The sequence below is a fragment of the Hyphomicrobium denitrificans 1NES1 genome, from assembly GCF_000230975.2.
GTDB lineage: Bacteria > Pseudomonadota > Alphaproteobacteria > Rhizobiales > Hyphomicrobiaceae > Hyphomicrobium_B > Hyphomicrobium_B denitrificans_A.
Genome location: NC_021172.1, coordinates 1,380,434 through 1,407,383, shown reverse-complemented (window position 1 = coordinate 1,407,383; position 26,950 = coordinate 1,380,434). Strand labels below are relative to the sequence as shown.

21 protein-coding genes are annotated in these 26,950 nt (G+C 54.8%); 14 read left to right on the top strand and 7 right to left on the bottom strand.

The features are described 5' to 3' along the window. The first annotated feature begins 9 nt into the window (after positions 1-9). The 12 genes from HYPDE_RS06665 (at position 10) to HYPDE_RS06605 (ending at position 15,798) form a co-directional block, all read left to right on the top strand. A complete protein-coding gene (locus HYPDE_RS06665) occupies positions 10-1,473 on the top strand; it encodes an alpha,alpha-trehalose-phosphate synthase (UDP-forming) (RefSeq protein WP_041320108.1) in 1,464 nt (487 codons plus the stop codon). Next, complete coding sequence (locus tag HYPDE_RS06660; RefSeq protein ID WP_015597642.1) at positions 1,473-2,279, top strand: ROK family protein; 807 nt, start codon at positions 1,473-1,475, stop codon at positions 2,277-2,279. Before HYPDE_RS06665 ends, HYPDE_RS06660 begins: the two co-directional genes overlap by 1 nt. Next, entirely contained in the window at positions 2,276-3,376 is a 1,101-nt protein-coding gene (locus HYPDE_RS06655) for a carbohydrate kinase family protein (RefSeq protein ID WP_015597641.1), read from the top strand. The genes HYPDE_RS06660 and HYPDE_RS06655 overlap by 4 nt, the downstream gene beginning before the upstream one ends. 13 nt (positions 3,377-3,389) lie before the next feature. After that, positions 3,390-4,205, top strand: a complete 816-nt coding sequence (otsB, locus tag HYPDE_RS06650) for a trehalose-phosphatase (RefSeq protein WP_015597640.1) — start codon at positions 3,390-3,392, stop codon at positions 4,203-4,205. A 271-nt stretch (positions 4,206-4,476) separates the two neighbouring features. Next, complete coding sequence (locus HYPDE_RS06645) at positions 4,477-5,925, top strand: undecaprenyl-phosphate glucose phosphotransferase (RefSeq protein ID WP_015597639.1); 1,449 nt, start codon at positions 4,477-4,479, stop codon at positions 5,923-5,925. 56 nt (positions 5,926-5,981) lie between these two features. After that, the gene (locus HYPDE_RS06640; RefSeq protein ID WP_015597638.1) at positions 5,982-8,141 is read left to right on the top strand and encodes a PQQ-dependent dehydrogenase, methanol/ethanol family; all 2,160 of its coding nucleotides are present in this window, start codon (positions 5,982-5,984) and stop codon (positions 8,139-8,141) included. Between the two features lie 277 nt (positions 8,142-8,418). Next, complete coding sequence (locus tag HYPDE_RS06635; RefSeq protein WP_015597637.1) at positions 8,419-9,198, top strand: WecB/TagA/CpsF family glycosyltransferase; 780 nt, start codon at positions 8,419-8,421, stop codon at positions 9,196-9,198. Between the two features lie 167 nt (positions 9,199-9,365). Continuing rightward, complete coding sequence (locus HYPDE_RS06630) at positions 9,366-10,409, top strand: NAD-dependent epimerase/dehydratase family protein (RefSeq protein WP_041320105.1); 1,044 nt, start codon at positions 9,366-9,368, stop codon at positions 10,407-10,409. Positions 10,410-10,636: 227 nt separating this feature from the next. Continuing rightward, positions 10,637-11,368 (top strand): response regulator transcription factor, encoded by a 732-nt coding sequence (locus HYPDE_RS06625; RefSeq protein ID WP_015597635.1) that lies wholly within the window; start codon positions 10,637-10,639, stop codon positions 11,366-11,368. 94 nt (positions 11,369-11,462) lie between these two features. Further along, positions 11,463-12,785, top strand: coding sequence for an O-antigen ligase family protein (locus tag HYPDE_RS06620; protein WP_015597634.1), 1,323 nt, complete (start codon positions 11,463-11,465; stop codon positions 12,783-12,785). A gap of 664 nt (positions 12,786-13,449) precedes the next feature. Continuing rightward, positions 13,450-14,874 (top strand): polysaccharide biosynthesis/export family protein, encoded by a 1,425-nt coding sequence (locus HYPDE_RS06610; RefSeq protein WP_015597632.1) that lies wholly within the window; start codon positions 13,450-13,452, stop codon positions 14,872-14,874. A 351-nt stretch (positions 14,875-15,225) separates the two neighbouring features. Further along, a complete protein-coding gene (locus HYPDE_RS06605) occupies positions 15,226-15,798 on the top strand; it encodes a dTDP-4-dehydrorhamnose 3,5-epimerase family protein (protein ID WP_015597631.1) in 573 nt (190 codons plus the stop codon). A 110-nt stretch (positions 15,799-15,908) separates the two neighbouring features. On the opposite strand, the gene HYPDE_RS06600 is transcribed toward HYPDE_RS06605, so the two are convergent. From HYPDE_RS06600 to HYPDE_RS06570, 7 genes are all read right to left on the bottom strand, one after another. Next, a complete protein-coding gene (locus HYPDE_RS06600; protein WP_015597630.1) occupies positions 15,909-16,565 on the bottom strand; it encodes a PIG-L deacetylase family protein in 657 nt (218 codons plus the stop codon). Continuing rightward, on the bottom strand, positions 16,562-17,374 hold the full coding sequence (locus HYPDE_RS06595; RefSeq protein ID WP_015597629.1) for a glucose-1-phosphate cytidylyltransferase: 813 nt from the start codon (positions 17,372-17,374) through the stop codon (positions 16,562-16,564). The genes HYPDE_RS06600 and HYPDE_RS06595 overlap by 4 nt, the downstream gene beginning before the upstream one ends. After that, on the bottom strand, positions 17,371-18,663 hold the full coding sequence (locus HYPDE_RS06590) for a class I SAM-dependent methyltransferase (RefSeq protein ID WP_041320098.1): 1,293 nt from the start codon (positions 18,661-18,663) through the stop codon (positions 17,371-17,373). Before HYPDE_RS06590 ends, HYPDE_RS06595 begins: the two co-directional genes overlap by 4 nt. Before the next feature lie 222 nt (positions 18,664-18,885). Continuing rightward, positions 18,886-20,244 carry a DUF4910 domain-containing protein gene (locus tag HYPDE_RS06585; RefSeq protein ID WP_015597627.1) on the bottom strand — a complete coding sequence of 453 codons (1,359 nt, stop codon included), beginning with the start codon at positions 20,242-20,244 and terminating at the stop codon, positions 18,886-18,888. Next, positions 20,241-21,155 (bottom strand): glycosyltransferase family 2 protein, encoded by a 915-nt coding sequence (locus HYPDE_RS06580; protein ID WP_015597626.1) that lies wholly within the window; start codon positions 21,153-21,155, stop codon positions 20,241-20,243. The genes HYPDE_RS06585 and HYPDE_RS06580 overlap by 4 nt, the downstream gene beginning before the upstream one ends. Then, positions 21,152-22,216, bottom strand: coding sequence for a glycosyltransferase family 2 protein (locus HYPDE_RS06575; protein ID WP_051111977.1), 1,065 nt, complete (start codon positions 22,214-22,216; stop codon positions 21,152-21,154). Before HYPDE_RS06575 ends, HYPDE_RS06580 begins: the two co-directional genes overlap by 4 nt. Positions 22,217-22,270: 54 nt before the next feature. Beyond that, the gene (locus HYPDE_RS06570; RefSeq protein ID WP_015597624.1) at positions 22,271-23,728 is read right to left on the bottom strand and encodes an oligosaccharide flippase family protein; all 1,458 of its coding nucleotides are present in this window, start codon (positions 23,726-23,728) and stop codon (positions 22,271-22,273) included. A 344-nt stretch (positions 23,729-24,072) separates the two neighbouring features. Between HYPDE_RS06570 and HYPDE_RS06565 the strand changes: the two genes are divergently transcribed. Both HYPDE_RS06565 and HYPDE_RS06560 read left to right on the top strand, forming a co-directional pair. Continuing rightward, positions 24,073-25,359 carry a polysaccharide pyruvyl transferase family protein gene (locus tag HYPDE_RS06565; protein ID WP_015597623.1) on the top strand — a complete coding sequence of 429 codons (1,287 nt, stop codon included), beginning with the start codon at positions 24,073-24,075 and terminating at the stop codon, positions 25,357-25,359. Between the two features lie 221 nt (positions 25,360-25,580). Next, positions 25,581-26,927 carry a glutamate-1-semialdehyde 2,1-aminomutase gene (locus HYPDE_RS06560; protein ID WP_015597622.1) on the top strand — a complete coding sequence of 449 codons (1,347 nt, stop codon included), beginning with the start codon at positions 25,581-25,583 and terminating at the stop codon, positions 26,925-26,927. The last annotated feature ends 23 nt before the right edge of the window (positions 26,928-26,950 follow it).

Here is a 26,950-nt window from a genome sequence, read left to right as displayed (position 1 = left end):
GAAAAGAGTTTGACACGGCTCGCAATGGTTTCCAACCGCGTCATCGATTTCAGTGCGGCGTCGCAAGCGGGCGGCGTTAGCGTCGCGATCTATGACGCGCTTGCCCGCCACAACGGATTCTGGTTCGGCTGGAACGGCCAAGTCGAAGATACTGAAACGCCGGAGATGATGGTTTCGCGCGATGGCGAGCATGCGACGGTGACGATGCCGTTGACGGCGGCCGACTACAACGACTTCTACCTCGGTTATTCGAATTCAGTTCTTTGGCCGGTTTTTCATAACCGTCTTGATCTCGCGCAGTTCGAGGCCGGATATTATTCCCGCTACGTCGCGGTGAACAAAAAGTTTGCAGCCCATCTCGCCCCGCTGATCGAGCCGAACGATGCGATCTGGATCCACGATTACCACCTCTTCCCGCTGGCGCTCGAGTTGCGCAAACATGGTATCGAGAATCCAATCGGCTTTTTCCTGCACATTCCAGTAGGCCCGGCGCAGGCACTGATCGCCATTCCGGAGCACCGCGAGATCGCGCGCGCGCTCAGCGCTTATGATCTCGTCGGCGTGCAAACCCATCGCGACGTGCGGAATCTCATCGACTTTCTTCAGCAAAGCGTGTTCGGGCGCCTTCTTCCTTCGGGCCGCATCCGCGCGTGCGACGCCGAACTCGATATCGGGTGCTTCCCCGTCGGCATAGATCCGAATGACTTCTCGGATTCGCGCGTCGTGCGTGACAGCGAAAGCCCGGAGACGAGCCGTATCATCGGCATCGATCGGCTCGATTACACGAAAGGCCTTCCGCAGAAATTCCGCGCTTTCGGCAAGTTTCTCGAAGTTTTTCCCGAGCATCGCCGGCGCATCGTACTCTCCCAGTTTGCTCCTCCGACACGAGAGAGCGTGGAAGCTTATGCGGATATCCGAGCCGAGCTTGAAGCACTGTCGGGCGCCATCAACGGTCGCTATGGCGAACTCGACTGGGTGCCGATCAACTACATCCATCGACCGATGCCACGACACGAATTGCGCGACGTCTATCGCTCGTCACGCGTCTGCTGGGTCACGCCGCTGATGGACGGGATGAACTTAGTATCGAAGGAATACGTCGCTTCACAAGATCCAGCGGATCCCGGCGTGCTCATTCTGTCGAAGTTTGCCGGCGCCGCGGAGCAGTTACACGATGCCGTGCTCGTCAACCCATATGATCCGAACGACATGGTGCAAGGCTTGCGGCAAGCATTGGAGATGCCTGTTGACGAACGTGTCGCGCGGCACGAAAAACTTGCAAGCGTCGTTTGCAAATCGGATTCGAAAGCGTGGGGCAAGACGTACATCTCTGCGCTCGTCAAAGCTGGACGCCGGCGCATCGGCAAGGAACAACCTTCGGCCCGGGTGACAGAGGCTATGAAACGTCTCGGCGTGGAACCTAAGAAGAAGGCTGGCTCCAAGAAATCCGTTGCCGCACACGTAGGTGGCTGATGCCCGCCACAAGCGACAGGAAGCATCTCCTTCGCCATGACGCTCGCGGCGGCAATCCGAACGTTCTGGCGGTCGATATCGGCGGCACCCTGATCAAAGCTGCGGTCGTCGATCATGTCGGAACGCTCATTTCGGAATTCGTGACGACACCGACGCCCCACCCGGCAACACCCGAAACCGTCATCGCCCTTATAACGCGCATCGCCGAGCCGTTGCCCGACTTCGGACTGATTTCCGTGGGCTTTCCCGGAGTCGTCAATCGCGACTGCATCGTCACGGCACCGAATCTCGGCACGCAGCATTGGAAAAACTTTGACCTCGAACGAACGCTGCACGATACCTTCGGCGCGCCGGTCAGGATCTTGAACGATGCCATCGTCTACGGCCTGGGCGTTGCAAAAGGGCCAGGCCGCGAATGCGTGCTCACTTTCGGCACCGGCATGGGCTGCGCGCTTTTCAGCGATGGTGCGATATTTTTCGGACTTGAGCTTGGCCAGCACTACGCCTGCGACGATCAGAGCTATGACCAGTATATCGGCCATGCCGCCTATCTCGAGATCGGACTTGAAGCCTGGAACGAACGCGCCGTGCGCGTCATCACGGCCGTTCATGCCCTGACGAACAGCGATCGCGTATATCTCGGCGGTGGCAACTCGCGGCGCATTTCCTTTGCGTTGCCGCCATGGGCAACGATCGTCCCACCTTCGTCCGGCGTCGCGGGCGGCGCACGCTTGTGGCACGCCGATATGGACCGCTGGTTCGCACCGAGGCGACCGGCAACCGAGGAAGCACGGATACGCCCATGAACGTCCTCACTGTCGGCGGCGCGATGGTCGATACCATCGTCACGATCGCGAGCGACCGGATTGAGCAGATGAAAATGCTCAATGCCGAAAGCTCCTATCTGCTTCTTGAGGAAGGCATCAAGACGGAAGCCGATCAGGTTTCGACGAGCACCGGCGGCGGCGCAGTCAACGCTGCCGTTGCTGCCGCGCGCCTTGGGAATGCCACGTCGACGATCGTCAAGCTCGGGCAAGATGCGAAGGCGCGCACCATCCTCGACCGGCTGACCGAGGAAGGCGTCGACCTTCGCTGGATTGCAACGGACGATGAGGCGCCGACCGGAGCGTCCGTCATCGTTTCATCCCATGACCGGAATGCCGCCGTCTTCACCTACCGAGGCGCCAATACGAAGCTGGAGGCCATCGACATTCCCGCAGCGGCATTCGAACGAAAAGATCTCGTGTACGTCGCAAATTTGAGCAATCAGTCTGCCGATTGCTATCCGCTGATCGTCGGACGCGCCAAGGCCGCGGGAGCAAGGCTTGCCGTAAATCCTGGCGTGCGCCAGTTGACGGCGCGTTACGATGATTTTTGGGCGAGCCTCCGCCACATCGATATTCTCTCGGTCAATCGCTCCGAAGCTCAGGCGCTGATGCCCCGTCTATTGCAATCGTTCGGCGAAGGCGGAGCCCCCCTTGCGATCAGGAGCGGCGAACCGACCCCTCCGCTCGCGAAACGCGGGCTACGCAACGGCGGATACGAGATGAGCCTCGGGAAATTTCTCGGCGCCCTCGTAAAACTCGGAGTTGGCGCGGTCGTTTTGACGGACGGCGCCAACGGTGCTTTCATAGCTAAAGGACACGATCTCTACTTTCGCGAGGCGCCGCACGTCGTCGCGGCTGCCACCACCGGGGCGGGAGATGCGTTCTCTGCCACGTTTGCCTGCTACGCGTCGCAAACGGACGACGTGGCACGGGCGTTGAGCGCCGCGGTGCTCAACGCCGCAAGCGTCGTCAAATTCGTCGACACGCAATCCGGGCTTCTGACCCTCGAAGCCCTGGAAGCCGAGTTGCAGCGCGCGCCCGCAACAACGCCGTCGCTCCATAGCTGGTCGATCTAGGAATGATCAGGATATGCAGGATTGGAAGGAGGAATATCCTTTGCACGGGACAAAAGCATCTCAACTGAACCAGGCGACTTCTGCGCGAAGCCGTGTCGAGCAGCTCCTCCTCAAGCCCACGCCGATCGGCTTGTTCCTCGACATTGACGGAACACTGCTCGACATGGCGCTCACACCTTCGACAGTCCACGTCCCGCCGGGGCTGGCCGAGTTACTCGGTATCGTCGCGACACGCCTCTCAGGCGCGCTGGCAATTGTGACGGGACGGCCCATCGCAGAAGCCGACGAATTGCTTCGGCCGATGAAGTTCATCGCCGCCGGCGTGCACGGAGCCGAAATGCGCACAACCGCAACGGGAGAGATCACGCCGCTGACCCCGTCATTCAGTCCAGCTCTATTGAGGGACATACGGATAGCGGCGATTTCGATACCGGGGGCCGTAACAGAGGACAAAGGCACAGGGATCGCCCTGCACTACCGATTGGCGCCGGAATTGCGGGATTCGCTGCTGATTACCCTTGAAACATTAATGCCGAAGTATCCCGGCCAATTCACAATTTGCGAAGGTAGGAAGGTCGTCGAAATCCTTCCCGTCGGCTTTTCGAAAGGCCGCGCACTCCGCAAGCTTGCGAGCCTCCCTGAGTTTGCGAACCGGGTACCCGTTATGATTGGCGACGATATCGCCGATCTCGATGCGTTCCGCGCCGCGGAAACCATGGGTGGATTTGGATTGAAAGTAGCTGGCGAGAACTTTTCAAAGAACGAAGCTTCATTCACCGGCCCGGCGGATGTGCTTGGGTGGTTAACTAACCTGCGGAAGGTTTTGTGAGCCGATGAGCATCTTCGGCCGCGGGAATGGGTGGAACCAACATTATTAGGCAGCAAATCTTTCCAGCTTGCTGCGGACAATCGTTCGCTCGGGATCACATCCCTCTTATTATAGATGGGCTAATACTTGCAAAGGGACCGAGCACCATTAATACTAGATTAAAATAGGAAATGAATTTTTCTTAAAAACACAGCAGATTGCCTGTGTGCGAGACACCATTACCTAAGCAGAAAATTTTAAGCCGACGGCGTAGTTAGAGTTGTGTGCGTTTATGGCTGACAGTCGTGCGGATGTCGAGTTCGATGGCCTCCAAAGGCCTACTATCTGGCGAGATATTTTTTCGAAGTTCGACACGTGTATCGCCCTCATTGCAATCGCAGAGACGGCTTCCGTCATTTTCGCGGCGTACGCCGCAAAGCTCGTCTATTTCGGCATTTTCCTTCACCTCGAACAGCCAGATTGGCCCTATCTAGCGCCCGCCGGCCTCCTGGCGCTCATCGCGCATCTATTCCTGAAGCAGGCTGGACTCTATGACATCGACACGATCAATGATGTCACCGTACCCTATGGGAAAATCTGGGGTGCCCTTGCCACGTCGTTCCTAGTTCTTCTCGGAATCTTGTACGTGCTCAAATTCGCGGACTGGTATTCTCGCGGATGGTTTTTGTCGTGGTTCGCTCTAAGCAGCGTCGTCCTGGTCGCCGTGCGAATTGCCGCGATGGGACGTGTCCGGCAGCTCGTTGAAAGAGGTTTCCTGCGTCAGCGCATTGCGCTCTACGGGACCCATGAATTCGTGAATGCAGTAAGGAGTGAGGCGGAAAACGCTGACCGTTCGCTGGCTATCGAGGGATTCTTTATATCTAAGCCAATGGGTATCCGCCTCTCGGATCCGGCGATTGACGACAGCCTCTATGACCTGAAAGCTGCGATCGCGCGCCGCCAGTTTGATACGGTCATTATCTGCCTCCCGGCTTCCGAAGCCGCCTGTATTCATTCGAGCGTTCGTGAGCTCGCGTCTTATTCGACCGATCTTTTGCTGTGCACCGAACTTAATCGGTACCCTGTTACGATTCAGGGAGCGCGGAATTTCGGCCAATTGAGAACCAGCGTCGTTAACCTAGTTCCGTTGTCCGAGCGCAACCGTTTGCTGAAATCTCTTACCGACCTCATCGTCGCCGGCATCGCCCTGGTCCTGCTCGCACCATTCCTTGCGCTTGTCGCGCTGGCCATCAAGCTTGACAGCCCGGGTCCGGTTCTTTTCCGTCAACGCCGCTACGGACAGAACAACCGCGTTTTCCGAATTTTCAAGTTTCGAACAATGACCGTCGCCGAAGACGGGCAAAATGTCGAACAGGCAAAACGAAACGATTCAAGAGTTACGCGAGTGGGTTGGTTCCTCCGACGGACGAGCATCGATGAACTGCCCCAGCTCATCAATGTTCTAAAAGGAGAAATGTCGATTGTCGGCCCCCGCCCTCACGCGCTTGCCCACGACATGATCTTCGAGCAGCAACAGGACCGCTTTTCACAACGCCGTCGCGTTCTCCCGGGTCTTACGGGTTGGGCACAGGTCAATGGATTCCGAGGCGCAACCAGAACTCCGAAAGATATCCAGGACCGCCTGCAATACGACCTCTACTATATCGAGAACTGGTCGATCTGGCTTGATCTGGAGATCATGGTCCGGACGATACTCGTTCTCTTCCGCGGTGCATATTGAGAGTGAGCAACGGAGAGATCAGGGTGCCGACTTCGTCAGCTACGAGGAACCGTCGTTTGATCGTTCTTGGATTGCTTGCAGCCACCGCCATCGCATCTTTAGTAGCCGGGCAGGCGATTTACACAACCATTCAAAACCGTCCCAAAAACAGTGTTAAAATTGAAGATGCCATTGTCGGCCGTCTTGAAATCTTCGGCGAAAAACTAGTTGGGCGCTTACCAGAATTGTCCTGGTCTGAAGTGATTCAGGGTGTATGGCCCGGCAGGGGCTTTATTTCAATCGAAGCATACTTGGAAGGCAGAGGCTTTGAAGCTTCTATTGCTGATCCCTTCAACGATCCGAAAAGCATTGCCGATGGTGCTGCCCTCTTCCAGGAGAAATGTGCGTCCTGTCATGGCCGTGACGGGCGAGGGGCTGGCCACGCTCCCTCGCTTCGTCGCGACAGCTATCGAATTGGAAACAGTGATTTCGCAATCTATAAAGTTCTGCGCGATGGCATTAATGGCACGGCGATGGCTCCCCGTGACCTTTCTCTTGCGCAGCGCTGGCACATCATCAGCTATTTGCGGACGCTTCAGAGCGCTGCCAAGATAGTTGACACTCAAGCGATGCCGGAAATTAGCGTGACTTGGCGGGATTTGCTGGATGCAAAAGACCACACGTCCGACTGGCTGAGTTATTCTGGTAGCCTCGATGGCTGGCGCCACTCGAAGCTGGATCAAATCAATCCTGGCAATGCTTCGGCCCTCAAGCTGATCTGGGCCCATCAGTTTGAAGTACCGCAGGGTGGAACTATCGCTGCGACCCCGTTGGTAGTGAACAAAACCATCTTCATGAGCTTGCCGCCTAACAGCGTCGTTGCACTTGACGCCGAAACTGGGCGAAAGATTTGGCGCTTTGACTATACCCTCCCAAATAACCTAGCGCTGTGCTGTGGGCGTACAAACCGTGGCTTGGCGGTTCTAGGTGACACGCTCTTTATTGGAACCCTAGACGCCAAGCTAATCGCACTCAATGCCAAGACCGGAGAAGTGCGGTGGCAAACGACCGTCGCGGACGCTAACAAGGGTTACAGCATCACTGCGGCACCCCTAGTTGCCAAGGATGCCGTTATCATTGGTATCTCAGGTGGTGAATTCGGCACTCGTGGCTTCCTCTCAGCATACGGTGCCCAGGACGGAAAGCTGCGCTGGCGCTTCAACACCATTCCGGCCCCCGGAGAGTTCGGATCAGAAACCTGGAAGAACGATGCGTGGAAGACCGGAGGCGGACCGACCTGGGTCACTGGCAGCTTCGACCCAGAACTCAATCTTCTCTATTGGGGCGTCGGAAATCCATCTCCAAATTACAATGGGAGTTTGCGCCCAGGCGACAATCTCTTCACGAATAGTGTCATCGCTCTCAACATTGATACAGGTAAACTTGTCTGGCACTTCCAATTTACGCCGCACGATGCTCATGACTGGGATTCCAACCAGACCCCCATCCTGGCCGACTTGACCATCGCCGGAACCAAGCGAAATGTAATCTGCTGGGCCAATCGAAATGGGTTCTACTACGTCCTCGACCGGGCCAATGGGGAGTTCCTGGCCGGCAGGGCTTTCGTCGAAGTTACCTGGGCGACCGGTCTTGACGCCAAAGGCCGTCCACTCACGACAAAAGCCAACGAGGTCACACCCGAAGGGGTGACGGCCAAACCGTCGGTCGCCGGCGGCACAAATTGGCTTCCCCCATCGTATGATCCCAATACAGGAACAATTTTTGTTCACGCCACAGAGGGGAAATCGATATACACCACGAGCGCGCCCGAACATGTTGTGCGGGGCACCAATGGAATTTATGTAGGCAGCGGATCGTCAACGCCGCAACCGCTGGATAACTATGTGCTCGGGCTAAATGCAGCGACAGGCAATTTGATATGGAAATATGCTTCTCCGCGACTGCCCGAATATTCAAGCTACAGCGGCGTACTATCAAGTGCGGGCGGTGTCGTTTTCTCGGTCGCTGATGGAATTATCTTCGCGCTCGACTCCAAGACCGGCAGCGAGCTTTGGCGAGCCACTCTCGGGGGTAAGGCCCAGTCGACGCCAATATCTTTTGCGTTAAATGGCCAGCAGGTCATTGAGGCAACTGCCGGGAATACAATGTTTGTCTTCGGCCTTGCAGGGGTGCGTCCCCCGCAGCTCCTCAGTGAAACGCAGCAGTCCGCCCCGTAGTACCCCCTCATCCGGTTGATCCAGCATCGAGGCCTGCGGGCCTGATTGGCAAATCGACGGGCAGCGCAGCGAAATCCAACTCAGGTGTTTCAAATCGCCGATGAATAATTGGCAACTCTGAGACGCACCTCTGACGGCGGGCCCCTTAGCCAATTACCACTATCACCCCGCATCAATTTAGGTATTCACAGCGTACTAAAGCAGTAATCGCAATACAGCACCGCCTCAAAATATATAAAGCCTGACCAAATCCTTTTGAATCTGGCGTACGGCGGTCATGGAAAGTGTGATTGCGGAACGGGGATCATCCGTCGATGGGTGGACCATTAATATCCCCGATCAAAAGGCTGCATTGGATGCGATCCAATTCGCTGGCAGGTCGAAGGCGGGATTTACGGTGTTCACCCTCAATCTCGATCACTTGGTCAAGCTCCGCACGAATGCAGCCTTTCGCGATGCATACCGAAGTGCCACTTTCGTTACCGCTGACGGCGCACCCATTGCACATCTTCTGAGACGCAGAGATAGGCGAGTCACGCGGACAACTGGCGCGGATTTGGTTCTGCCGCTCGCGGCAGTATGTGCACAGGCGAAACTGCCGATTTTCCTCTTTGGATCGTCACCGTCAACGCTGGAGCTTGCCAGCGAGCAGCTAGCAAGACACGCCGGTAGCGAACTCGATATCGTTGGAAGCATGTCGCCCCCACAGGGTTTCGATCCTGAGGGAGAGGCTGCCGACGAGGCAATCGCGCGGATTAAGAATTCGGGCGCGCGAATATGCTTCGTCGCGCTAGGAGCTCCCAAACAGGAGATTTTCGCGGCACGTGCCGTTGCGCAGGGCGTCGAAGCCGGATTCGTCTGCATAGGGGCCGGATTGGATTTTCTTGCACGCAATCAAATAAGGGCTCCAAAATTATTTCAAAAAACTGGCACCGAATGGCTTTGGCGCCTAAGCAGCAGTCCCAGGCGCTTCGCGCTCAGATATCTTCAGTGTGCAACGCTACTGGTGCGTCTCGTCGTTGCGGAACGGATTTTGGGATATCCGACGAGCACCTAGACGAACCGTGGAAATGAAGCGCGCCTGAGCGCACCCCCCGTGCTGTTACACGCAGCGAACCGGCGAGTTCCTAAATCGCTTGTCCTGCCGGGGCTGCCGAAGCCTGTCATTTTGGCGCGAAACATGCAGTGCAATATGCACATCCATTCCCAAAAGGAAGATTAACCATGAAATTGCTCGTTACGGGTCACTTAGGTTATATTGGCACAGTCATGACACCAATGTTGATTGCGGCCGGTCACGAGGTCACCGGATGCGACAGTAACCTATACGAGCGCTGCACGTTTGCTGAGGGCGGAAAAATTACGGACGTCCCTCATATCCGCAAGGATATCCGAGATCTTTCTCAAGAAGACCTTCAAGATTTTGAAGGCGTCATCCACTTGGCGGGACTTTCCAATGACCCGCTGAGCAACCTCAATCCCGAACTGACGTACGATATCAATTACAGAGCCAGCGTGAGGTTCGCGAATCTCGCGAAAAATGCTGGGGTTCGGCGCTTCGTGTTCGCGTCATCCTGCAGCAACTACGGAAAAGCGGATGACCACCTGATAGACGAGACCGGCGACCTGAACCCAGTTACCGCATACGGCAAATCCAAGGTTCTGGCTGAAAAGGAAATCTCGCGCCTCGCCGACGATGGGTTCTGCCCGACCTACATGCGCCCGGCTACGGCTTATGGGCTATCTCCACGCATGCGCTTCGATATCGTCCTCAACAATCTCACGGCCTGGGCGGTCACGAAAGGCCTAATTTATATGAAGTCTGATGGAACCCCTTGGCGGCCTATCGTCCATATCGAAGACATTTCCAATGCCTTTATTGCGGCGCTTTCCGCTCCGCGCGAAAACGTATTCAATCAGGCTTTCAACGTCGGTCAAACGAGCGAGAACTATCGCATCAGTGAGATCGCCGACATCGTGGCAGACGTCGTGCCTCACTGCCGGATCGAATACGCCGACGGCGCCGGCCCGGATACCCGCTGCTACCGAGTGGATTTCAGCAAAATCGCGCGCGCCCTTCCAGACTTCAAACCGCGATGGACAGCTCGCAAGGGCGCCGAACAAATGTTCGCTGCCTACAAGAAATCGGGTCTGACACTCGAAGAATTTGAAGGCCCTCGCTACCAGCGCATCGGCCATATAAAGAAATTGCTGATCGAAGAAATCGTCGATCTCCATCTTCGCCACATTAACAGTGCGGCGGCGTAAGGATCAGCCGATAGCGAAAAGGGCAGCGTCTCTCGAGACGCGCCTTGCACCCGAAAAATGGGATACTGTCTATCTGTCATTTGTGATATTAACTAATGATAGAAGTTTTATTCAAATACAAACTATCGGCCTATTATAAGATCAATATAAGTCTTGGTGTCAGCGAGAGATCGCAATTTGATCAATCGACGTAGATTCGCTGTGTGCGGAAGTTATAGGCAATCATCGTGACGATACAGCATTCGGGTATCGCAGCCGACCACCAAAATTCCGACTATTCCAAGCCGGCAGCAAACTCGCGTTTCAAAAGTCTGGAACTCAGCAGGCGTCCAATCGTCCTGCTCGATCGACGTACGCTCAATAGAGATTGCCTGACGAAAGCGCTCGTTTCGGGCTACGGGCTAGATGTCATTCCCGTCGCCGAGATCCAAGATTGGATAAGAACGGGCCAGACTGAACCGCCTGCAATTGTACTTCTATTCGTATCCGGCTGGCTGGTCGAAGCAGAGATCAACAACCTCTTGAGCGTGTGGCCGAAATCCCTCGACATACCGCCCATCATCGTCTTTTCAGATGACGAGAATATCAAGCATATCGTGAGTGCCCTCGAAAAAGGTGCGCGCGGCTACATTGCACCGAGCACCCCGCTTGATGTTGTCGTTGAGGCTCTCAACCTGGTGATCGCCGGCGGGACATTCATACCGGCTAGCAGTATTATTGCCGCTCAACGCAACAGCGATGAAACACGAAGTTCTCCGGCAGCGCCTGTAAACGGTTTCACGGCTCGTCAGACAGCAATTATCGAAAAGCTGCGGATCGGCAAGTCCAACAAGCTGATCGCATACGAACTTTCCATGTGCGAAAGCACGGTGAAGGTTCACGTTCGCAACATCATGAAGAAGCTGAACGCGAAGAATCGCACGGAAGTTGCATTCCTGGCGAGCAGGCTGGCGCGCTAGCCGCCCGCCGTCAAAGCCATGTTTACCCGCAACGGGAAATACGATGCGATTGTCTTCCCTCCAGCCCGCGTTCGCTCACCGCAGATACGTCAGCTTGACGAACATTCTGTACATCGCCGCTCTCGCGATTTTCCTTACCCGTTCTTCGCTCGATAACGTTCTTGAAATTGTACAGATCAATGTCGGAGCGGGTAACACGTTTACGCCCGGAGCAGCCGTCAATGCCTTGCTGATCGCAATCACTACAGTATTGGCCCTGTGTCATCCTGACCGGGTATCTTGGAGAGTTCAAACTGGCTGGATAGTTTTTCTCGTCTTCTGCACTATCATGTCACTCAGGACGCCGGACCCGATCGGCGTCGCGAGACTCATGCTCGTTCTCTTCTCGTATCAGTGCGCTTTCATGCTACCATTCTTTTTTATTCGTACGGTGCATGGCGTAAAGCCCTTCATAAATATCATCCTCTATTCATCAATCGTCCCATCGCTGGTAGCTGCCGCTCAAATCTTAGGTGCCTTGCCATCGAATATAGACGGTCGCATCGCGTCAACTTTCACTCATCCGAATATCTTCGCCTTCTATCTACTTGTGGTGGGCGCCGCTATCGCTTATCGTTTTGCGAGCCCCGCTTTTCATGACTCGACACCAAAGCGTGTTGTGTTGATCGCGTATAGCGGGCTTCTCTGCGTATTTTTACTCACCACGCAGACACGGAGCGCCTGGTTCGCTGCGACACTCCTGCTTTTTAGCTATGCTGTATTCATACGGCCGCAGGCGCTATTGAGCCTCGTCGCTTTACCCTTCGTAGTCCTACTTTCACCAAGTATCCAAGAGCGCCTGCTAAACATCATGGAGCCGGCAGAATATGTCGGCAACGGCGTCATTTTGAATTCATATGATTGGCGGCGCCGGCTATGGCACGATGCGTTTACATGGATCGATCAAAGCCCGCTGGCTGGACACGGCGGCCTGGGATCATTCTTCACGCAATCACCGAATTTCTTCACCCTCGAAACGGTGAGTGTCTATGCACATAACGTTTTTATTCAGCTTGCATTCGAGGTCGGATACATCGGTGCTGCATTATTTTTCGTGATCTTCGCTCAAAAAGCATGGACGTTTATCTCGATGTTCAAAATTGATCGTCCGGCGAGCGTGATAGGCATAACATACTGCGCCGCCTATCTGGCCGTATCCTATTCCGACAACATGTTGTACTACCTAGCATCTAACTGGTACGCTTTCGCGTTCTTGGGCGCCCTGATTGCTTCCGGTCGCAGTTATGCCGCTTCAGAAGACCTGCGTTTTCGCCGCTCTTTGTTTCCGAGATCAAAAAAATATCGCTCTCAAGTCGCGAGAGTATCGGGCTGGTCTGCTTCGGGGCAGAATACGGCGAACGCACGCCCCGCCGGATAAACGCCGGCAAAGACGTATCGATCATATCATTATGAGCGGCCTCCAACGCCATCGGCAATGGTTCTGCTGTAGTTTCCCCGCATCGTCTCCGAGATTTGCCGCGATCGCCCTTCGCGACGATCGCTGACCAAAGCAGCCTTCGAACTCTCAAGATGCTGCTCACATCAGCCTCTATCTCGTTACGCCGAAAGAGGTAAACCACAATGTCCTCCTTACCCCTCGATGCCATACCATCTCACTCCGTACAGCTTGTCGACGGGATCGCAGAAGTTCAATGATGGGCAAAAGCGCTGGCCTACAAGCCAGCTTGTGTGGTTGACCGGAATTGCGTTCCGATAGTGTAGGCGTTTCTATCGTGATTGGTTGGGCCGACGACAAAGATTCCGACACGGCGCAACGCGCCGTCGACCTTTTTGAGCGGCTCTATTTTGAATTGCGATCCCTGAATTTACCGAATGGCAATGATTATCTGCGGCGCAACACGCCAACCGTTAAAATAAAAACCATCGATTGGACGACGCAGCAACCCTATCCCGGCGGGGAGCGCCTATCGACTGCCTCGAAGGCCGATAGGTCAGCAAATCGCGCGCCGAACTAACCGAGGACAGAAACCGCGTAGATGTGCAGCGAGCACCGAAAATTTGGGCATTTGCGGAGAACTGAGATGGACACCACTAGACACAACAAGATTGGATTCACCCGGCTCGCGCAGCCAAAGGTTGCCGGTCTTATGAGGACTCTGGGAGTGCTGATGGTTCTCGGCCTGCCAATCGCGTCGGGATATTTCGAACCAGCAGCCGCCGATATGCTGAATGCCGCGCCGGTTACCGAAGTAGCGCATCAACCGTCTCTCCTGGGTGAAAGTCAGGAAAGCAAGGCCGTAGCGGATGTTGATCAGACCTACGATCTCGATATCGGCGACCGGGTCAAAGTTTCAATCTATGGCCGAGAGGACCTTTCCGCCATCTACTCAGTCAACGAAATGGGCCAAGTGCGCATACCAACGTTGGGCGGATTCGAGGCGGCAGGACATAGCCCGCTGTCGCTTGAAGAGCAGATCGGGACCGCCGTCGAGAAGGTCATGCAGCGCAAGACCGACGTAACTGTCGAAGTCAGCGATCGCCGACCGATCTTTGTCAGCGGACTTGTTGCCAAGCCAGGGTCATATCCATTTATGCGAGATATGACAGTCATTCAGGCGCTGGCCCTCGCCGGTGGCGTAATAAATTCGGCGTCGGCACAGCTGCCGACCGAAGCTCTGCGCGAGACGGCGAAGCTACGCATGTCCGACGTCGAATATAAGCGTTTGGTTGCACGCCAGGCGCGTCTGCTCGCTGACCTGGAAAATAAGTCGGAAATCGACGTACCGAAGGTCCTTATTGACCTCGCCGGCCCAGTTGAAGCAACACGCCTCATCGCGGACGAGCAACGCTATTACAATAGCCAGCGCGATAGCTTGCAAACCCAAATGAGCTCGCTTCAGGACTCTATTCAGCAAGCTAAGCTTGAAACTGAATCCTACATCAACGAGCAATCGGCCCTGCACGACCAGTTGACCGCAAGGCAAAATATGCTGGCGTCAATTAAAAACCTCGCCACGAAAGGTTTAACGACGCAGCAGCGGTTGACCGACTCCGAAATTTTAGTCGCCCTGGTGCAACGCGACCAACGACAAACGTCTGCCAACATAGCTCGCAGCCGCCAAAACCTTGGTCGCCTGGAGAGAGAGCTAGCCGTGCTCACATTGGAGCGTCGTCAGACAATTGAAAAAGATTTACAGGGCATAGATGATCAACTTGCAAACCTTGAAACTAACATTAATCAGTCAGTAAAAATTATTCATCAGGTCGGTGGCTTGCCAAAAGACCTGGTATCTAAGGATGGCACGCTTCAATACAATTACAAGATTCTACGTAAGAACGATGTTGGGGGTCTCACTCCTCTAACCGCAACCGATTCCTCTACATTGCTCCCCGGTGACGTCGTCCAGGTAACAATCGAAAAAACCAATATTGATAATTTTGGAATTGATAAAGATCCGCAGGTCACGACAATTTCAGATAGACTCACATCAATATTCAAGCAGTAGACAATGCAGGGCGCCTGCGCACACAAAGTGCGCAGGCGCAGCAACAACGCTGATCCGAGCCAATAGCTATGAGGTGGAGCGGTCTGCATGTTTATTGATGCCTGATCGACGAAATGAGCCGCCGCATCGAATCTCTTGATGCCAGCACGCAAATATTCGGTAACGTCTCCCAAAGCTCGTGCGTGACAATACTCTGTCAATTTTTCGGAATATCCATGGGGCGTTACGCGTCTTCTCCTCCACGGAGGTTGCACGCTGCGTCGGATCAACAATACTCGCGAATAGCTATTCGTAGAATGCCCGCAGAAATTCTGCATAATTAAGCAAAATTATGATTACTAGGCCCGGCTTATGAAATTTATTGAAACACAGCTGAAAGGTGCGTTCCTTATAGAGCTTGAAAAGCACATTGACGAACGTGGTTTCTTCGCCCGAACATTCTGCCAGGATGAATTCGCAGAACATGGCCTGAAGCCCATAATCGCCCAATCAAATATTGCACACAACATTCGCAAGGGAACTATCCGCGGCATGCATTTCCAGTACCCTCCGGCTGCCGAAACAAAACTAGTCAGCTGCACTCGTGGAGCGATCGTAGACACCATTGTCGACCTGCGGCCGGAAAGCAAAACCTACCTGCAGCATTTCTCGGTCGAGCTGACCGCGGATAACATGCGCGCTCTTTACGTGCCCGAGCGCTTTGCCCACGGCTATCAGACGCTACAAGACAACACAGACACAACCTACCAGATGGGCGCTATGTACAGCCCATCGCTCCAAGCCGGCATCAAATATGACGATCCTCGACTTGGCTTAGTATGGCCGCTCGAACCAAGCGTGATCTCCGATAAAGATCAGGCCTACCGCAGGTTCGACGAGATTGAAACGGAACTAATTAAGCGAATGTCGCACAACGCCGGTTGATGCTGTTTAGGCACAATGCCATCGTGACCACCGCGCTAATGCGCAAAACGACGCGAGGCGTAGCGCATACTTCTTAGAAAATTGCGCTATTGAGCAGGAGCTAGACCGAACTAGCCTAGTCTAAGCTTCCGCAAGAAATAGCCCTCGGCATAAAGCTCTGGCGCCCGGCACTCCATGCCCCTCAACCGGGCGAGACCTCGAAAGGTTTCGTCGTCGAACCAATCCTTTGACCGCTGCGAACCAAAGTGCTCGTGAAGCAACTTGATCTTTCGGTCCATGACGTCGGCCGAAAGCGATACGTATGCATTCGGCCGACCGAGATCGCCGTCCCACTTGGGGATCTCGTATTCCAGGATAAAATGGTCACGAAATAGATTCCACGTGAGCATCGATACCTCACGATGATCCTGATGTGCGTCGTCGCGACGATGCGTAAAGATCAAATCGGGGGTCGACATTCGTTTTCCGATATCCTCCAGCCAGGGCTTAATGTCGACAGCCTGATACGGAAAGTAGCTGTCGCGGAAGCCGCCGAACTCCAGGGTCACGCGATTCGAACCGGTGCAAAACGCCCGAGCCGAATTCTCCGCCTCGCCTCTGCGCGCGCCGTTCGCACTGAAGACGCACCACGTCACATCGAGACGCACGCCGGCGTCGATCAACGCCATGATCGTACCGCCCGCGCCGATCTCGATATCGTCGGAATGAGCGCCAAGACAGAGCACGGAAAGGCTCTCGCCGGGAATTGCAAGCCGAAGAGGTTTCATTCGCCGGCAAGAGTCACGTTGTGACGCCTGACGCCGCCGTCGCCGAAGCGCCACGGCATGCGGCCCTTCTCGATCATGTCCTCAAGGACTTGACGGTCTCGGAGCGTGTCCATCGAACGCCAGAAGCCTTCGTGTTTATAGGCCATGAGCTTGTCCGCCTCGATCAGACGTCGGAACGGCTCCAAAACGAGTTCTTCCCCGTCACGCATATAATCGAAGATCTCGCGGCGGAAGATGAAGTAGCCTCCGTTGATCCACATCTCGGAACGGTCGGAAGAACGAAACTCCCGCACCTTGCCGTTCGCATCTATGTCGGCGAGATGATAAGTGAGGGGCGGCCGGATGGCCAAGAAGCAGCCGACTTTGTCGCTCGCCTTGAAACGCTCGATCATTTCGTCAAGATTTACATCGGTAAGCCCATCGGAATAGTTGGCGAGGAAAATCTCCTCGTCTTTCACGAGATGACGCACGGCCCACAGACGCTCACCTATATTGCGCCAGATGCCCGTGTCGATCATGGCCACGCGCCAGTCCGCCTCGGGTTCGCCAATAAATTCGACCTTGGAGCCGAAGCCCGAGACGACGCAGTCCGCGTAGGTCTGCGGCCGATAATTCAGAAAGAAATCTTTGACCGTATTGGCCTTGTAACCGAGACACAGCACGAAGTCGCGATGCCCGTACTGGCTGTAGTAGTGCATGACGTGCCACATGATCGGATGATTGCCGATCGGAATCATCGGCTTCGGAATGGTCTCGGAATATTCGCGGATCCGCGTGCCAAGTCCACCGCAGAACAGAACGACCTTCATGATATGAAGTCCTTCGGATCAAGAACGCTGACTTCCGGAACAGGAATAATAAACTTGCCGCCCCACTCAGCGACATGTCGCATCTGGTTCACGATCTCGGCTTTGAGATTCCAAGGAAGGATAAGAATGTAGTCGGGGCGAGCCGCATCAATCGCCTCAACGGGGTAGATCGGGATGTGCATACCTGGCGTAAAGCGGCCGTGCTTGTAAGGATTACGATCGACTGTGAAATCCAGGAAATCAGGCCCGATACCGCAATAATTGAGCAGCGTGTTGCCCTTGCCCGGCGCGCCATATCCGCAGATCCGCTTGCCCTCCGCTTTGACTTGCGTAAGGAATGCCAGCAGCTTGTGCTTTGTCTGCCGCACTTGCTCCTGGAAACCTGCATAGCCTTCAAGCCGATTGAAGCCTGCTTGCTCCTCACGCGCAAGAAGAGCCCCGACGGCACCAGTCGGCTCTCTGACGGATGCCTTGTGTGCGAGATATACGCGCAGCGAACCGCCGTGGGTCGGCAGCTCCTCGACATCGATGATCTTAAGCCCGTGCCGCTCCGCCATGTGCGCGATCGTCAGCAACGAGAAGTAAGAGAAGTGTTCGTGGTAGATCGTATCAAACTGGTTTTCCTCCATGAGCCGCAGCACATGAGGAAATTCAAGCGTAATCACACCTTCCTGCGCGAGAAGCGTCTTCATGCCGGCGACGAAGTCATTGAGATCGGGTACCTGCGCCAGGACGTTATTGCCGGCGATGAGATCAGCCCTCTTTCCTTCCGCCACGAGAGTATTAGCAAGCGCTGTTCCGAAGAACGCAACACGCGTGTCTATCCCCTTGGCAATAGCAACCTCGGCAACGTTCGCTGCCGGTTCAATACCGAGCACCGGAACGCCGAGCGGCAGAAAATGCTGCAGAAGATAACCGTCGTTGCTGGCGAGTTCGACCGCAAGACTTTGCGGTCCAAGCTTAAGTCGCTGCGTGATCATCTCGACATATCGCTTGGCGTGGGAAACCCAGCTCGTCGAGTAAGACGAAAAATACGCGTACTCATGGAAGATGTCGTGTGGACTGACATATTCCTTGAGCTGCACCAAAAAGCACTTTCCGCACACCATCACGCGCAACGGATAATACGGCTCCATTCGGTCTAGTTGGTCGGAGGCAAGGAAGCTCTCGCACAATGGCGACATCCCGAGATCGACAAATGAGGTATTCACCGTCGAACCACAGAGCCGGCAAGGCGCAGACTCGTGAATGTGACCGTGTGTTTGATCGTGAGCGAAGCGGATATTCATCTGTAGACTGAAATCCATGTTGACCGATCGCCACCGGACAGAGCGGCGCAAAACGTTCAATAATCATGCAACGGCCATGCCAATGAGCGGCGCGTTAAGCATGCTGAACGCAGCCTATTCTACTGCTCAATCTCTATCGGGATGGGACTCTGAATCAGTGGTACTCGAAGGTTGAAAATCTACCTCTTTTGAAGAGCGTCGCGGATATGCGATCACCGTCCGTCATGCGGATGTCACGATATCTCTTTCGGTCAGCAGGTCGTTAACAACCAGCTCACTAGCAAGGTCCGCAATGACCGAAAATGGCACACCGGCCCGTTCCGCAATATCGAGCAGCGAATGCTCGCCGTCGCTGAGATTCAAAACCCAGAGCATAGCCATGTTGCGGTCGGCAACGTCCTTCGTACCGCCGACGGAGCTATAAAGCCCCCGCCGCCCAAGCTGGGGCTCGCAGAATGGATTCGTACGCGCGTAATACCGGTCGCCTTCAATCACATCGAGCACCGAGGTGATCATTTGAAAGGACGTAGCGAGATGCTCGGGCTTTATGAAATCGAGATTGTCGTCCGAACAATGGTACTGGGGAAACGTCCCAAATTGGCTCCGCTGAAACAAGCCGACCGGCAAATTAAATCCCGGCGAGCAGAATTGTCGCTCATCATAGCCATACGGAAAAAAATCAATAATGTTGGGATTGCTGCTCGCGTGCTTCAGGACGTGGATGAAAGCACGATCGATAAACGCATCTCCGATCCGCGATTTCTTGTACGTCGGCCCACCGCCATCGCCGACACATGAGAGTACGAGGCCGTGCTTGATGTTTCGCACTGACGACGAGTTGCGCGCCAGCCAGCTGATGGCTCCGAGCGTTCCCGGCCCGAATAGGAAGCGGTAGCTATAGCGCGTTTTCCGTCTCGTTATGCATTTAACGAGAGCTGTAAGCAGCGCCAGTCCGGAGCAATTATCGTTGGCAAGGGAGGGATGACAAATATGTGTCGACAGCAACACTTCGTGGTCGGTGGCACCGCGGTGAAACACCTCGCCGTACGTCAGGTTGCCTTTCGTGAGCGATGAATCGATCACGGCCTCGTAAATACCATCCTCAAGTTGAGCGAATTGATTGTGCGCCATGCAAAAGCCCCAGCGATCACCACCATAGGCCGTCCGGTAAGGCACCGCATGGGGTTGCTGAGGCAGTGTATAAATGTGCTCCTTGAGTTGGCTGAGCGGCATCTGCACGTGCACGGGCTGGCTATAGTTGAGCACGTGAAGACTCGAAGTTTTGAAATCGACTACGCGCTCACCTGAAGGCGCTTTGATATATGCATCGCGGATATTCCACTCGAGTGGTATCGTCCAATCAAAAACCTGCGTGCCGCTCGGTACTTCATGTACGTCTAAATCGATGTGGCGCCGCAGAATATTTAACGTCTGCCGCACGCCATCGCCGGTGATGCTGCGGCAGATAGGAAAGATTTCCGCAGCCAGGGAAAAAATTGTCTCGCCAATCGCGCCGTTGCCGTAGTCATCCGACGCGACGCTGCGCGAGTCGCCTGTGGGCTGAGAAGACATAAGATTCATGCCCGAATTCTCAATGTGCGAACCGCATCGAGCGCCGACTGAAAGGTCGCCGCTTTCTTCTGTGTCTTCCCGATTGCCTCGACCCATTCGATCAGGAGAAGGCCAGCAAGCGAATACATAAAGAGCATGCGGCTGGCCAAGCCGCCACCGCGGTGCTTCCGCCAAACGTAGGCGTAATTGTGAACCTCCATGCTTTTTCGCTCCGTGTTGGAGAGGCGATTGGCTCGCGATTCGTTGTGATCGAGTCGTGCTTCGGGGATCATGATGACCTTCCACCGGCGCGAGACGCGATAGCTGAACTCTGCGTCTTCCCGGAAGGAATAGCCGGTAAACCAGTCATCGAACCAATCTCCGTCGACTGCAGATCGACGGACTGACATGTTGCATCCATGTAGCATGTCGACGGACGTGTTGCGGGTGATCGGCCTGTGGTACAGAGGATATCCGAAACCCGATGCGGTCATTCGGCCGTTCCACTTATTAAGAAGAAAAAGACAAGCGAGTGCTTGCCGCACACGCCATTTCACTCCGCCAAATCTGACATTCTGTACCGATCCTCCAATAGCACCGATGCCAGGATCAACCGAAAATGCCGCGAGGACATGGCTGTAGTAATCCGGCTCGAGGACAACATCATCATCGAGGAAGCTCAGGATCTCGCCGGCAGCAATTGAAACTCCGCGATTTCGGGCGCGAACCAAACTTGGAACATCCTGATGGAAATATCGGACGCGGGAAACCAGCGGTCCCTCGGCATTGACTGCCGCACAAGCGAGCTGACTGAGACGGTCTTCACTCTGGTCGATGACGATGACTTCGTCCGGCAGCCGCTGCTGCGCTGCCAGCGACAAGAGTGCCCGCCGGAGATCGTCTGGGCGGTTCATTGTGGCGATGAGCACACTGAGCATCATCTCTTTTTGCCCTCGCCCAAATAAGCAACCCGCGGCGAAATATGAGGCTCACCATGATACGCAGTAGGACCGCCGTGACGAAGCACGCCCCACACCGCCCGAACGAGCGAACGCATGCGCGATGGCGGCCAAGAAAACAACCAGAAACGACGCATAATTCGCGGCAGCGTAGCCATTAAGGATGCCTCCACCGCGTAGCGCATTAGTCGTTCCCCACTCTCGCTTTTGCCACCTCTAAAGTGCAGCACCGCAGCCCACAAACTGCTCTTCGCCACACCTCGAAGCGCCAACGTGCGCAGCGCATCTGCATCGGGCAGAGCTGCGCCGGGACCGTCAAGAAACGAAAAGCAAGCCCTACGAATCTGTTCGACTTCGTACAGCGCATCGTTACGTAGCCTGGTAGTGATTTGACTGCCATGTACACGCCGCACTGCTTGTACCGCCGTCGTCTCTGCGACGTCACCAAGCAGCGCCATCCGCAGCCAGAGTTCCAGATCATCCGAGTCAGGCAGTTGCGCTGAGTAGTGGCCAGCCTGCTTCTGCGCCGAAGTCCGTCTGATCACCGTGGTCGCTCCAACCGTCCAACACCCCCTGCGCAACGCGCGCTTGATGAAGCTGTGCCCGGACGTCACACGCCAAGACCCCTCCTCCGCATTTTCCGGTAAGTGATGTTCAACTCCTGCCTCGAACGATTGCAGCAGCTCAACCCCGTGAGCAAAAACTACATTCTTATCGCGCTCAAGTAACGCAATTGCTCGCGCAAGCGCACCTGGCGCAAGAACATCGTCGGCATCAATGAGTAGAAAATAGTCGGCGGATGCCCAGTCGATGCCGTAGTTATATGCTGCTTGCGGCCCACGATTGGTTTCGAAATGGACAACGTGAACACGATCATCTTCGGCGGCAAGACGTCGGGCGACGTCAACTGAATCATCAGTTGAACCGTTGTCGATGATCAGAACGCGCAAGTTCTCGACGTCCTGGCTAAGGATGCTGCTGACACAGTCCCGCAAATAACGGCCGTATTGGTAACAAGGTACTGCAACATCGATACTCGTCATTTATTTTCGCCACCTTCCAAAAATCGATGCGTTAGCGCCAAACCACACTTTCACTCACGCCTTCCGACCAACGGCCTCATCGGGCGTTCGCCCTCGTGTTGATGGAAGCAACAAAATGTGGACCAGAATTTTTTCGAGTTCCGAGAACATAGTATGCCCCGTCAACTTGAGACCGACGATCCAGCCGACCGCGCTCAAAGCGGCTGCGACGAAGCTTGCTAAATAACTTATCTGTCCGCTTCCTGACAGAACGACAGCAAGCAAGGGACCCACAGCGCTAAAGAGCGTAACAATTCCCGATATGATGACTGCCCTAGCAAGCTGTTTCCAGCTAATGTCAACATGGCGCTGCACAAACCAGATGGAGACATACGCCTGGAAAGGTAGCGTCACGAGCCAAGCGGAAGCAGCAGCCATAACTCCAAACATGGCGGCGCAGACGATGACCAATGCCGAAATCGGCCATGCAATAAGACTGCGTTTGAAAATATCCCGCATTGCCCCCATTGCCATCAGCACAGGATAATTGAGCTCGGCAGAAAACGAGAACATCGATGCGATCGCCATGATACGCACCAATGGCACGCTGCCTTCCCACTGAGCACCGAGAATCAAACGGACCAACGGATCGGCGAGAATTGCAAGTGTAACGAGGGCTGGCCACTGGATTGCGGTAATGATCTCAATTGAGCGGACATAGGCGCCGACCAACGAACGGCCGTTGCGAACCTCGATCGAAAATGCCGGCAGGAGGATTGAATCGAGACCACGTAAGACCGCGCGATCCGGCAACTGGCAAAGCGTTATTGCGCGTGTATAGAGTGCGAGATGTTCAAAAGAAAGGACACGTCCAAGGGCCATCGATGGCAATGCTTCGTAGATCCTGTACAGCATCACGTTGAGGCCGTTGTACCCTCCAAACTCCGCCATGCCTCCCCACGCATGTAGCGAAAGGCGGAAGATCGACCAGTCCCGCCAAAAGAAGAGAGACATAATTGCAATAGTTATTGTCGATGCGAGCGTCGCCCATGCGAAGCTCATGTAACTGAAACCGAGCGACGCCAATGCCAGTGTTACAGATGCTCCAACGGCCGCACCCGATATGTTGATGATTGCAAGGGTTCCGAACGCCATGTTTCTGCGCAACAGCGCAGCCACCATCGCGCCCACGACTTCGACCGAAATCGAGACGGCACCAATGCACAGGTATGGTGCAAGCCGCGGCTCACCGTAAAACTCAGCAATACTGCCGGAAAGCAGGGTCAAAACTGAGGAGATAAGCACCGACACCAAGAGGAGAAAGGTGAACGACGCATGGACATGCGTCGGCTGGAGGTCGCGATGCTGTATGATGAAGCTCGTCGTAGCAAATTCACGAACCGAAAGAATGAGCGTCGTAATTGCTAAACCAACCACCGACACACCAATCTCGGCGGGGGTTAAAAGCCGCGAGACGACCGGCAACGTGACAAAGCTGATCAGAAGGCCGGCATAGCGCTCGCCGCTGGCCATGAGAAGAGCTCGTCGTATTCCTATCATTACCGTTCCTCAAATGGCCGGCGCTATGGTTGTTTGAATGCAGGAAATGGTCCGTAACCAATATGCAAGGCGCCTGCCAATCGTCGGAATTGGTGGTCCTCAGGGAAATCTAAACCCTAATTGGCCATGCAAAAATGACTTCAGAAAACAATCTCGAGCTTCAAAATAAGTAGGTTAATTGAAATCCCTACCTCGTTAGACTAGGGATTTTCGTTGCGCGACTAGGCTTTTAATCTGGAACGGATATTGCTTCGCGCTTCGAGCCTGATACTTGGCCAACATGTACCGCACCTCTCGAAACAGGGATGCCATTTAAGATGAATAAGATGACTGCCCGGGCCAGTTTGCAGCCTGCGCGGCCAGACAGCGTTACCTTGCCTCGATCGCCCACAGACGGCCGCAAACCGGCACGTCGGATCGGGCTCTTCGGATTGTTCGGCATCGGTAATTACGGCAACGACGGCTCGCTGGAGGCGATGCTGCGCTTTCTGCGCAGTCAAGCGCCGACGACCGAGATCGTCTGCATTTGCGGAGACCCCGACAAAATTGCGCGGAGATATTCTGTTGAGAGTATCGCAATGAACTTCCGGCCCAAACACCGGCTGTTGCGGTGGCTAAACACACTTTGTCTCAATATTCCCGGAGAGATCGTATCACTCACTCAGGCACTGCGCCATTTGCGCGAAATCGACGTGCTTCTCATTCCCGGGACAGGTATTCTCGATGACTACTTAACCGGCCCTTTCGGGATGCCTTACTGGCTTTTCCGGTGGACCGTCCTTGCACGGCTTTTCGGCACAAAAGTCGGTTTTGTAAGTATTGGTGCCGGCCCAATCAAACACCCACTAAGCCGGTGGCTCATGAAAATGGCGGCGAAACAGGCAGATTATGTGTCATACCGGGACGAAATCTCGTACAATTTCATGCAGAGTATTGGCTGTGACGTAAGTCAGCATACAATCTTCCCCGACATCGCCTTTGCGCTACCGGCTCCCGCCACCTTCCGCCCACCCCGCGCATCGGGAAGCGTGTTGACGGTAGGGATCGGTGTCATGACCTACAACGGTTGGAGGGGCGACAAAGCCAATAATTCTGCGATTTATGAAGACTATCTCGCCAAAATGGCGCGCTTCATAAATTGGCTTATTACCAAGGGTTATCGCGTCCGATTATTGATGGGTGATACGTCCGACCAAGCGACAATCGAGCAACTGCTGGAAGCGCTCTACGGCGCACAGCCAGAAACCAGCACTGCCCCCATTATCGCCGAGCTTGCCTACTCTTTGCATGACGTCATGCGCCAGATGGTAGATACCGATATCGTCGTCGCGACCCGCTTTCACAACATTGTCTGCTCATTGAAACTCGGACGACCGACCCTCTCGATTGGATACGCCACCAAGAACGATGCTTTGCTTCAATCGATGGGGTTGATCGGCTTCTGTCAAGCTATTGAAACACTCGATTTTGATCTCTTGACGCAACAGTTTGAGAAGTTGGTCGCGAACCGAAAGGCCTACGGGGACGGTCTAACGGTGCAAAACAAAAGATTCCGCGAAGAATTGCAAAACCAAGAAATGGTGCTGCTCAATCGTTACCTCTAATAGAAAGGTCATTTGGTTGATTGTACGAGCGTCGGCCGATATGCTCTTTAAACATTTGGCGTATATTTTGCACATGCGAAACCAAACTCGATCTATTATCAGGCATTAGGCACAGCATTAGCGCGGAGGATTTTGGACCCTAGGCGGCTCGTCCAGCAGGACGTCGGCTCGGACAAAGTTCTGATTTCGCGGGTCACTGCCTTCCTTAACAGGAGCCAAGTGTGAACAGTATCACCCGCCGCTTTGAATCCTCGCGCGCTTTGCAGCGCCGCGCACATGAGATCATACCTGGCGGCAGCCATACCTATGCGAAGGGCGACGATCAATATCCCATTCTCGCACCGGGCTTCATTGCGCGCGGCTCTGGATGTCATGTTTGGGATGCCGATGGGAATTCCTACATCGAATATGGAATGGGCAATCGCGCCGTTGGTCTCGGCCACGCCTATCCCGAGGTCGTCGAAGCCGCGAGGCAGGAGCTGATCAATGGCAGTAATTTCACCCGCCCCTCTACGATCGAGATTACTTGCGCCGAAGAGTTTCTGTCGCTCATCGAAGGCGCAGAGATGGTCAAGTTCTGCAAGGACGGATCCGACGCGACCTCGGGAGCCATGCGCCTGGCGCGGGCATATACCGGGCGCGACCTGATCGCGCTATGTGGCGACCATCCATTCTTCTCGACCGATGATTGGTTCATCGGCACAACCGCGGTAAATGCAGGGATACCGCAAGCAACCCGCGATTTGACCCTCACCTTCCGCTACAATGATATCGAAAGTGCCCGCCGCTTATTCGAAGCGCATCCAGGTAAAATCGCAGCGTTCATCCTTGAGGCCGCGCGCTCAGAAGACCCTAAGCCGGGCTATCTGCACGAACTCAGGAGCTTGTGCCACGAGCACGGCGCGCTTTTTGTTCTTGATGAGATGATCACTGGATTCCGCTGGCACAATGGCGGAGCACAGAAATATTACGATATCGTCCCGGACCTTTCGTGTTTCGGAAAAGCTCTGGCCAACGGATTTTCCGTTTCCGCACTTGCAGGCCGCCGCGAGTTCATGCGCCTTGGCGGGCTCAATCATACTGATAAACCGCGTGTTTTCTTACTGTCTACGACCCACGGCGCAGAAACTCATGCGCTTGCGGCGGCGATCGCGACAATGGGCATATACCGGCGCGAACCCGTCATCGCCCACATCAATCGCCTCGGTCAACGCTTGCTTACCGAGGGTAATGCCTTGATTGCCTCGCATGGCCTCGCAAAGCACATCCGAATATTCGGCAAGCCCTGTTGCTTGGCCTACTCAACCCTCGATCGAGAGCTCAACCCGTCGCAGGCGTTCCGATCTTTATTTCTGCAAGAGACGATAAGGCAAGGTATTCTTATGCCCTCGCTTGTTGTCAGCTTTACACACACAGACGCGGACATCGACCATACCCTCGAAGCTATCGACGCCGCGCTCGACATATACGCGCAAGCATTGGAGAGCGATGTTAGCCGATATCTCGTCGGGCGGCCGTCACAGATCGTCTATCGGTCCTACAACGACGGCAGTACGGCAACGCTTTAAAGAGCCGCCGCGACTAAACATTC

Coding starts and splice junctions, on each gene's coding strand:
- HYPDE_RS06660 (WP_015597642.1), top strand. CDS start 1,473: ATGCCCGCCACAAGCGACAGGAAGCATCTCCTTCGCCATGACGCTCGC.
- otsB (WP_015597640.1), top strand. CDS start 3,390: ATGCAGGATTGGAAGGAGGAATATCCTTTGCACGGGACAAAAGCATCT.
- HYPDE_RS06580 (WP_015597626.1), bottom strand. CDS start 21,155: ATGATGCTCAGTGTGCTCATCGCCACAATGAACCGCCCAGACGATCTC.
- HYPDE_RS06585 (WP_015597627.1), bottom strand. CDS start 20,244: ATGAATCTTATGTCTTCTCAGCCCACAGGCGACTCGCGCAGCGTCGCG.
- HYPDE_RS06590 (WP_041320098.1), bottom strand. CDS start 18,663: ATGAATATCCGCTTCGCTCACGATCAAACACACGGTCACATTCACGAG.
- HYPDE_RS06600 (WP_015597630.1), bottom strand. CDS start 16,565: ATGAAACCTCTTCGGCTTGCAATTCCCGGCGAGAGCCTTTCCGTGCTC.
- HYPDE_RS06655 (WP_015597641.1), top strand. CDS start 2,276: ATGAACGTCCTCACTGTCGGCGGCGCGATGGTCGATACCATCGTCACG.
- HYPDE_RS06595 (WP_015597629.1), bottom strand. CDS start 17,374: ATGAAGGTCGTTCTGTTCTGCGGTGGACTTGGCACGCGGATCCGCGAA.
- HYPDE_RS06630 (WP_041320105.1), top strand. CDS start 9,366: ATGAAATTGCTCGTTACGGGTCACTTAGGTTATATTGGCACAGTCATG.
- HYPDE_RS06565 (WP_015597623.1), top strand. CDS start 24,073: ATGAATAAGATGACTGCCCGGGCCAGTTTGCAGCCTGCGCGGCCAGAC.
- HYPDE_RS06575 (WP_051111977.1), bottom strand. CDS start 22,216: ATGACGAGTATCGATGTTGCAGTACCTTGTTACCAATACGGCCGTTAT.
- HYPDE_RS06635 (WP_015597637.1), top strand. CDS start 8,419: ATGGAAAGTGTGATTGCGGAACGGGGATCATCCGTCGATGGGTGGACC.
- HYPDE_RS06605 (WP_015597631.1), top strand. CDS start 15,226: ATGAAATTTATTGAAACACAGCTGAAAGGTGCGTTCCTTATAGAGCTT.
- HYPDE_RS06610 (WP_015597632.1), top strand. CDS start 13,450: ATGGACACCACTAGACACAACAAGATTGGATTCACCCGGCTCGCGCAG.
- HYPDE_RS06645 (WP_015597639.1), top strand. CDS start 4,477: ATGGCTGACAGTCGTGCGGATGTCGAGTTCGATGGCCTCCAAAGGCCT.
- HYPDE_RS06570 (WP_015597624.1), bottom strand. CDS start 23,728: ATGGCCAGCGGCGAGCGCTATGCCGGCCTTCTGATCAGCTTTGTCACG.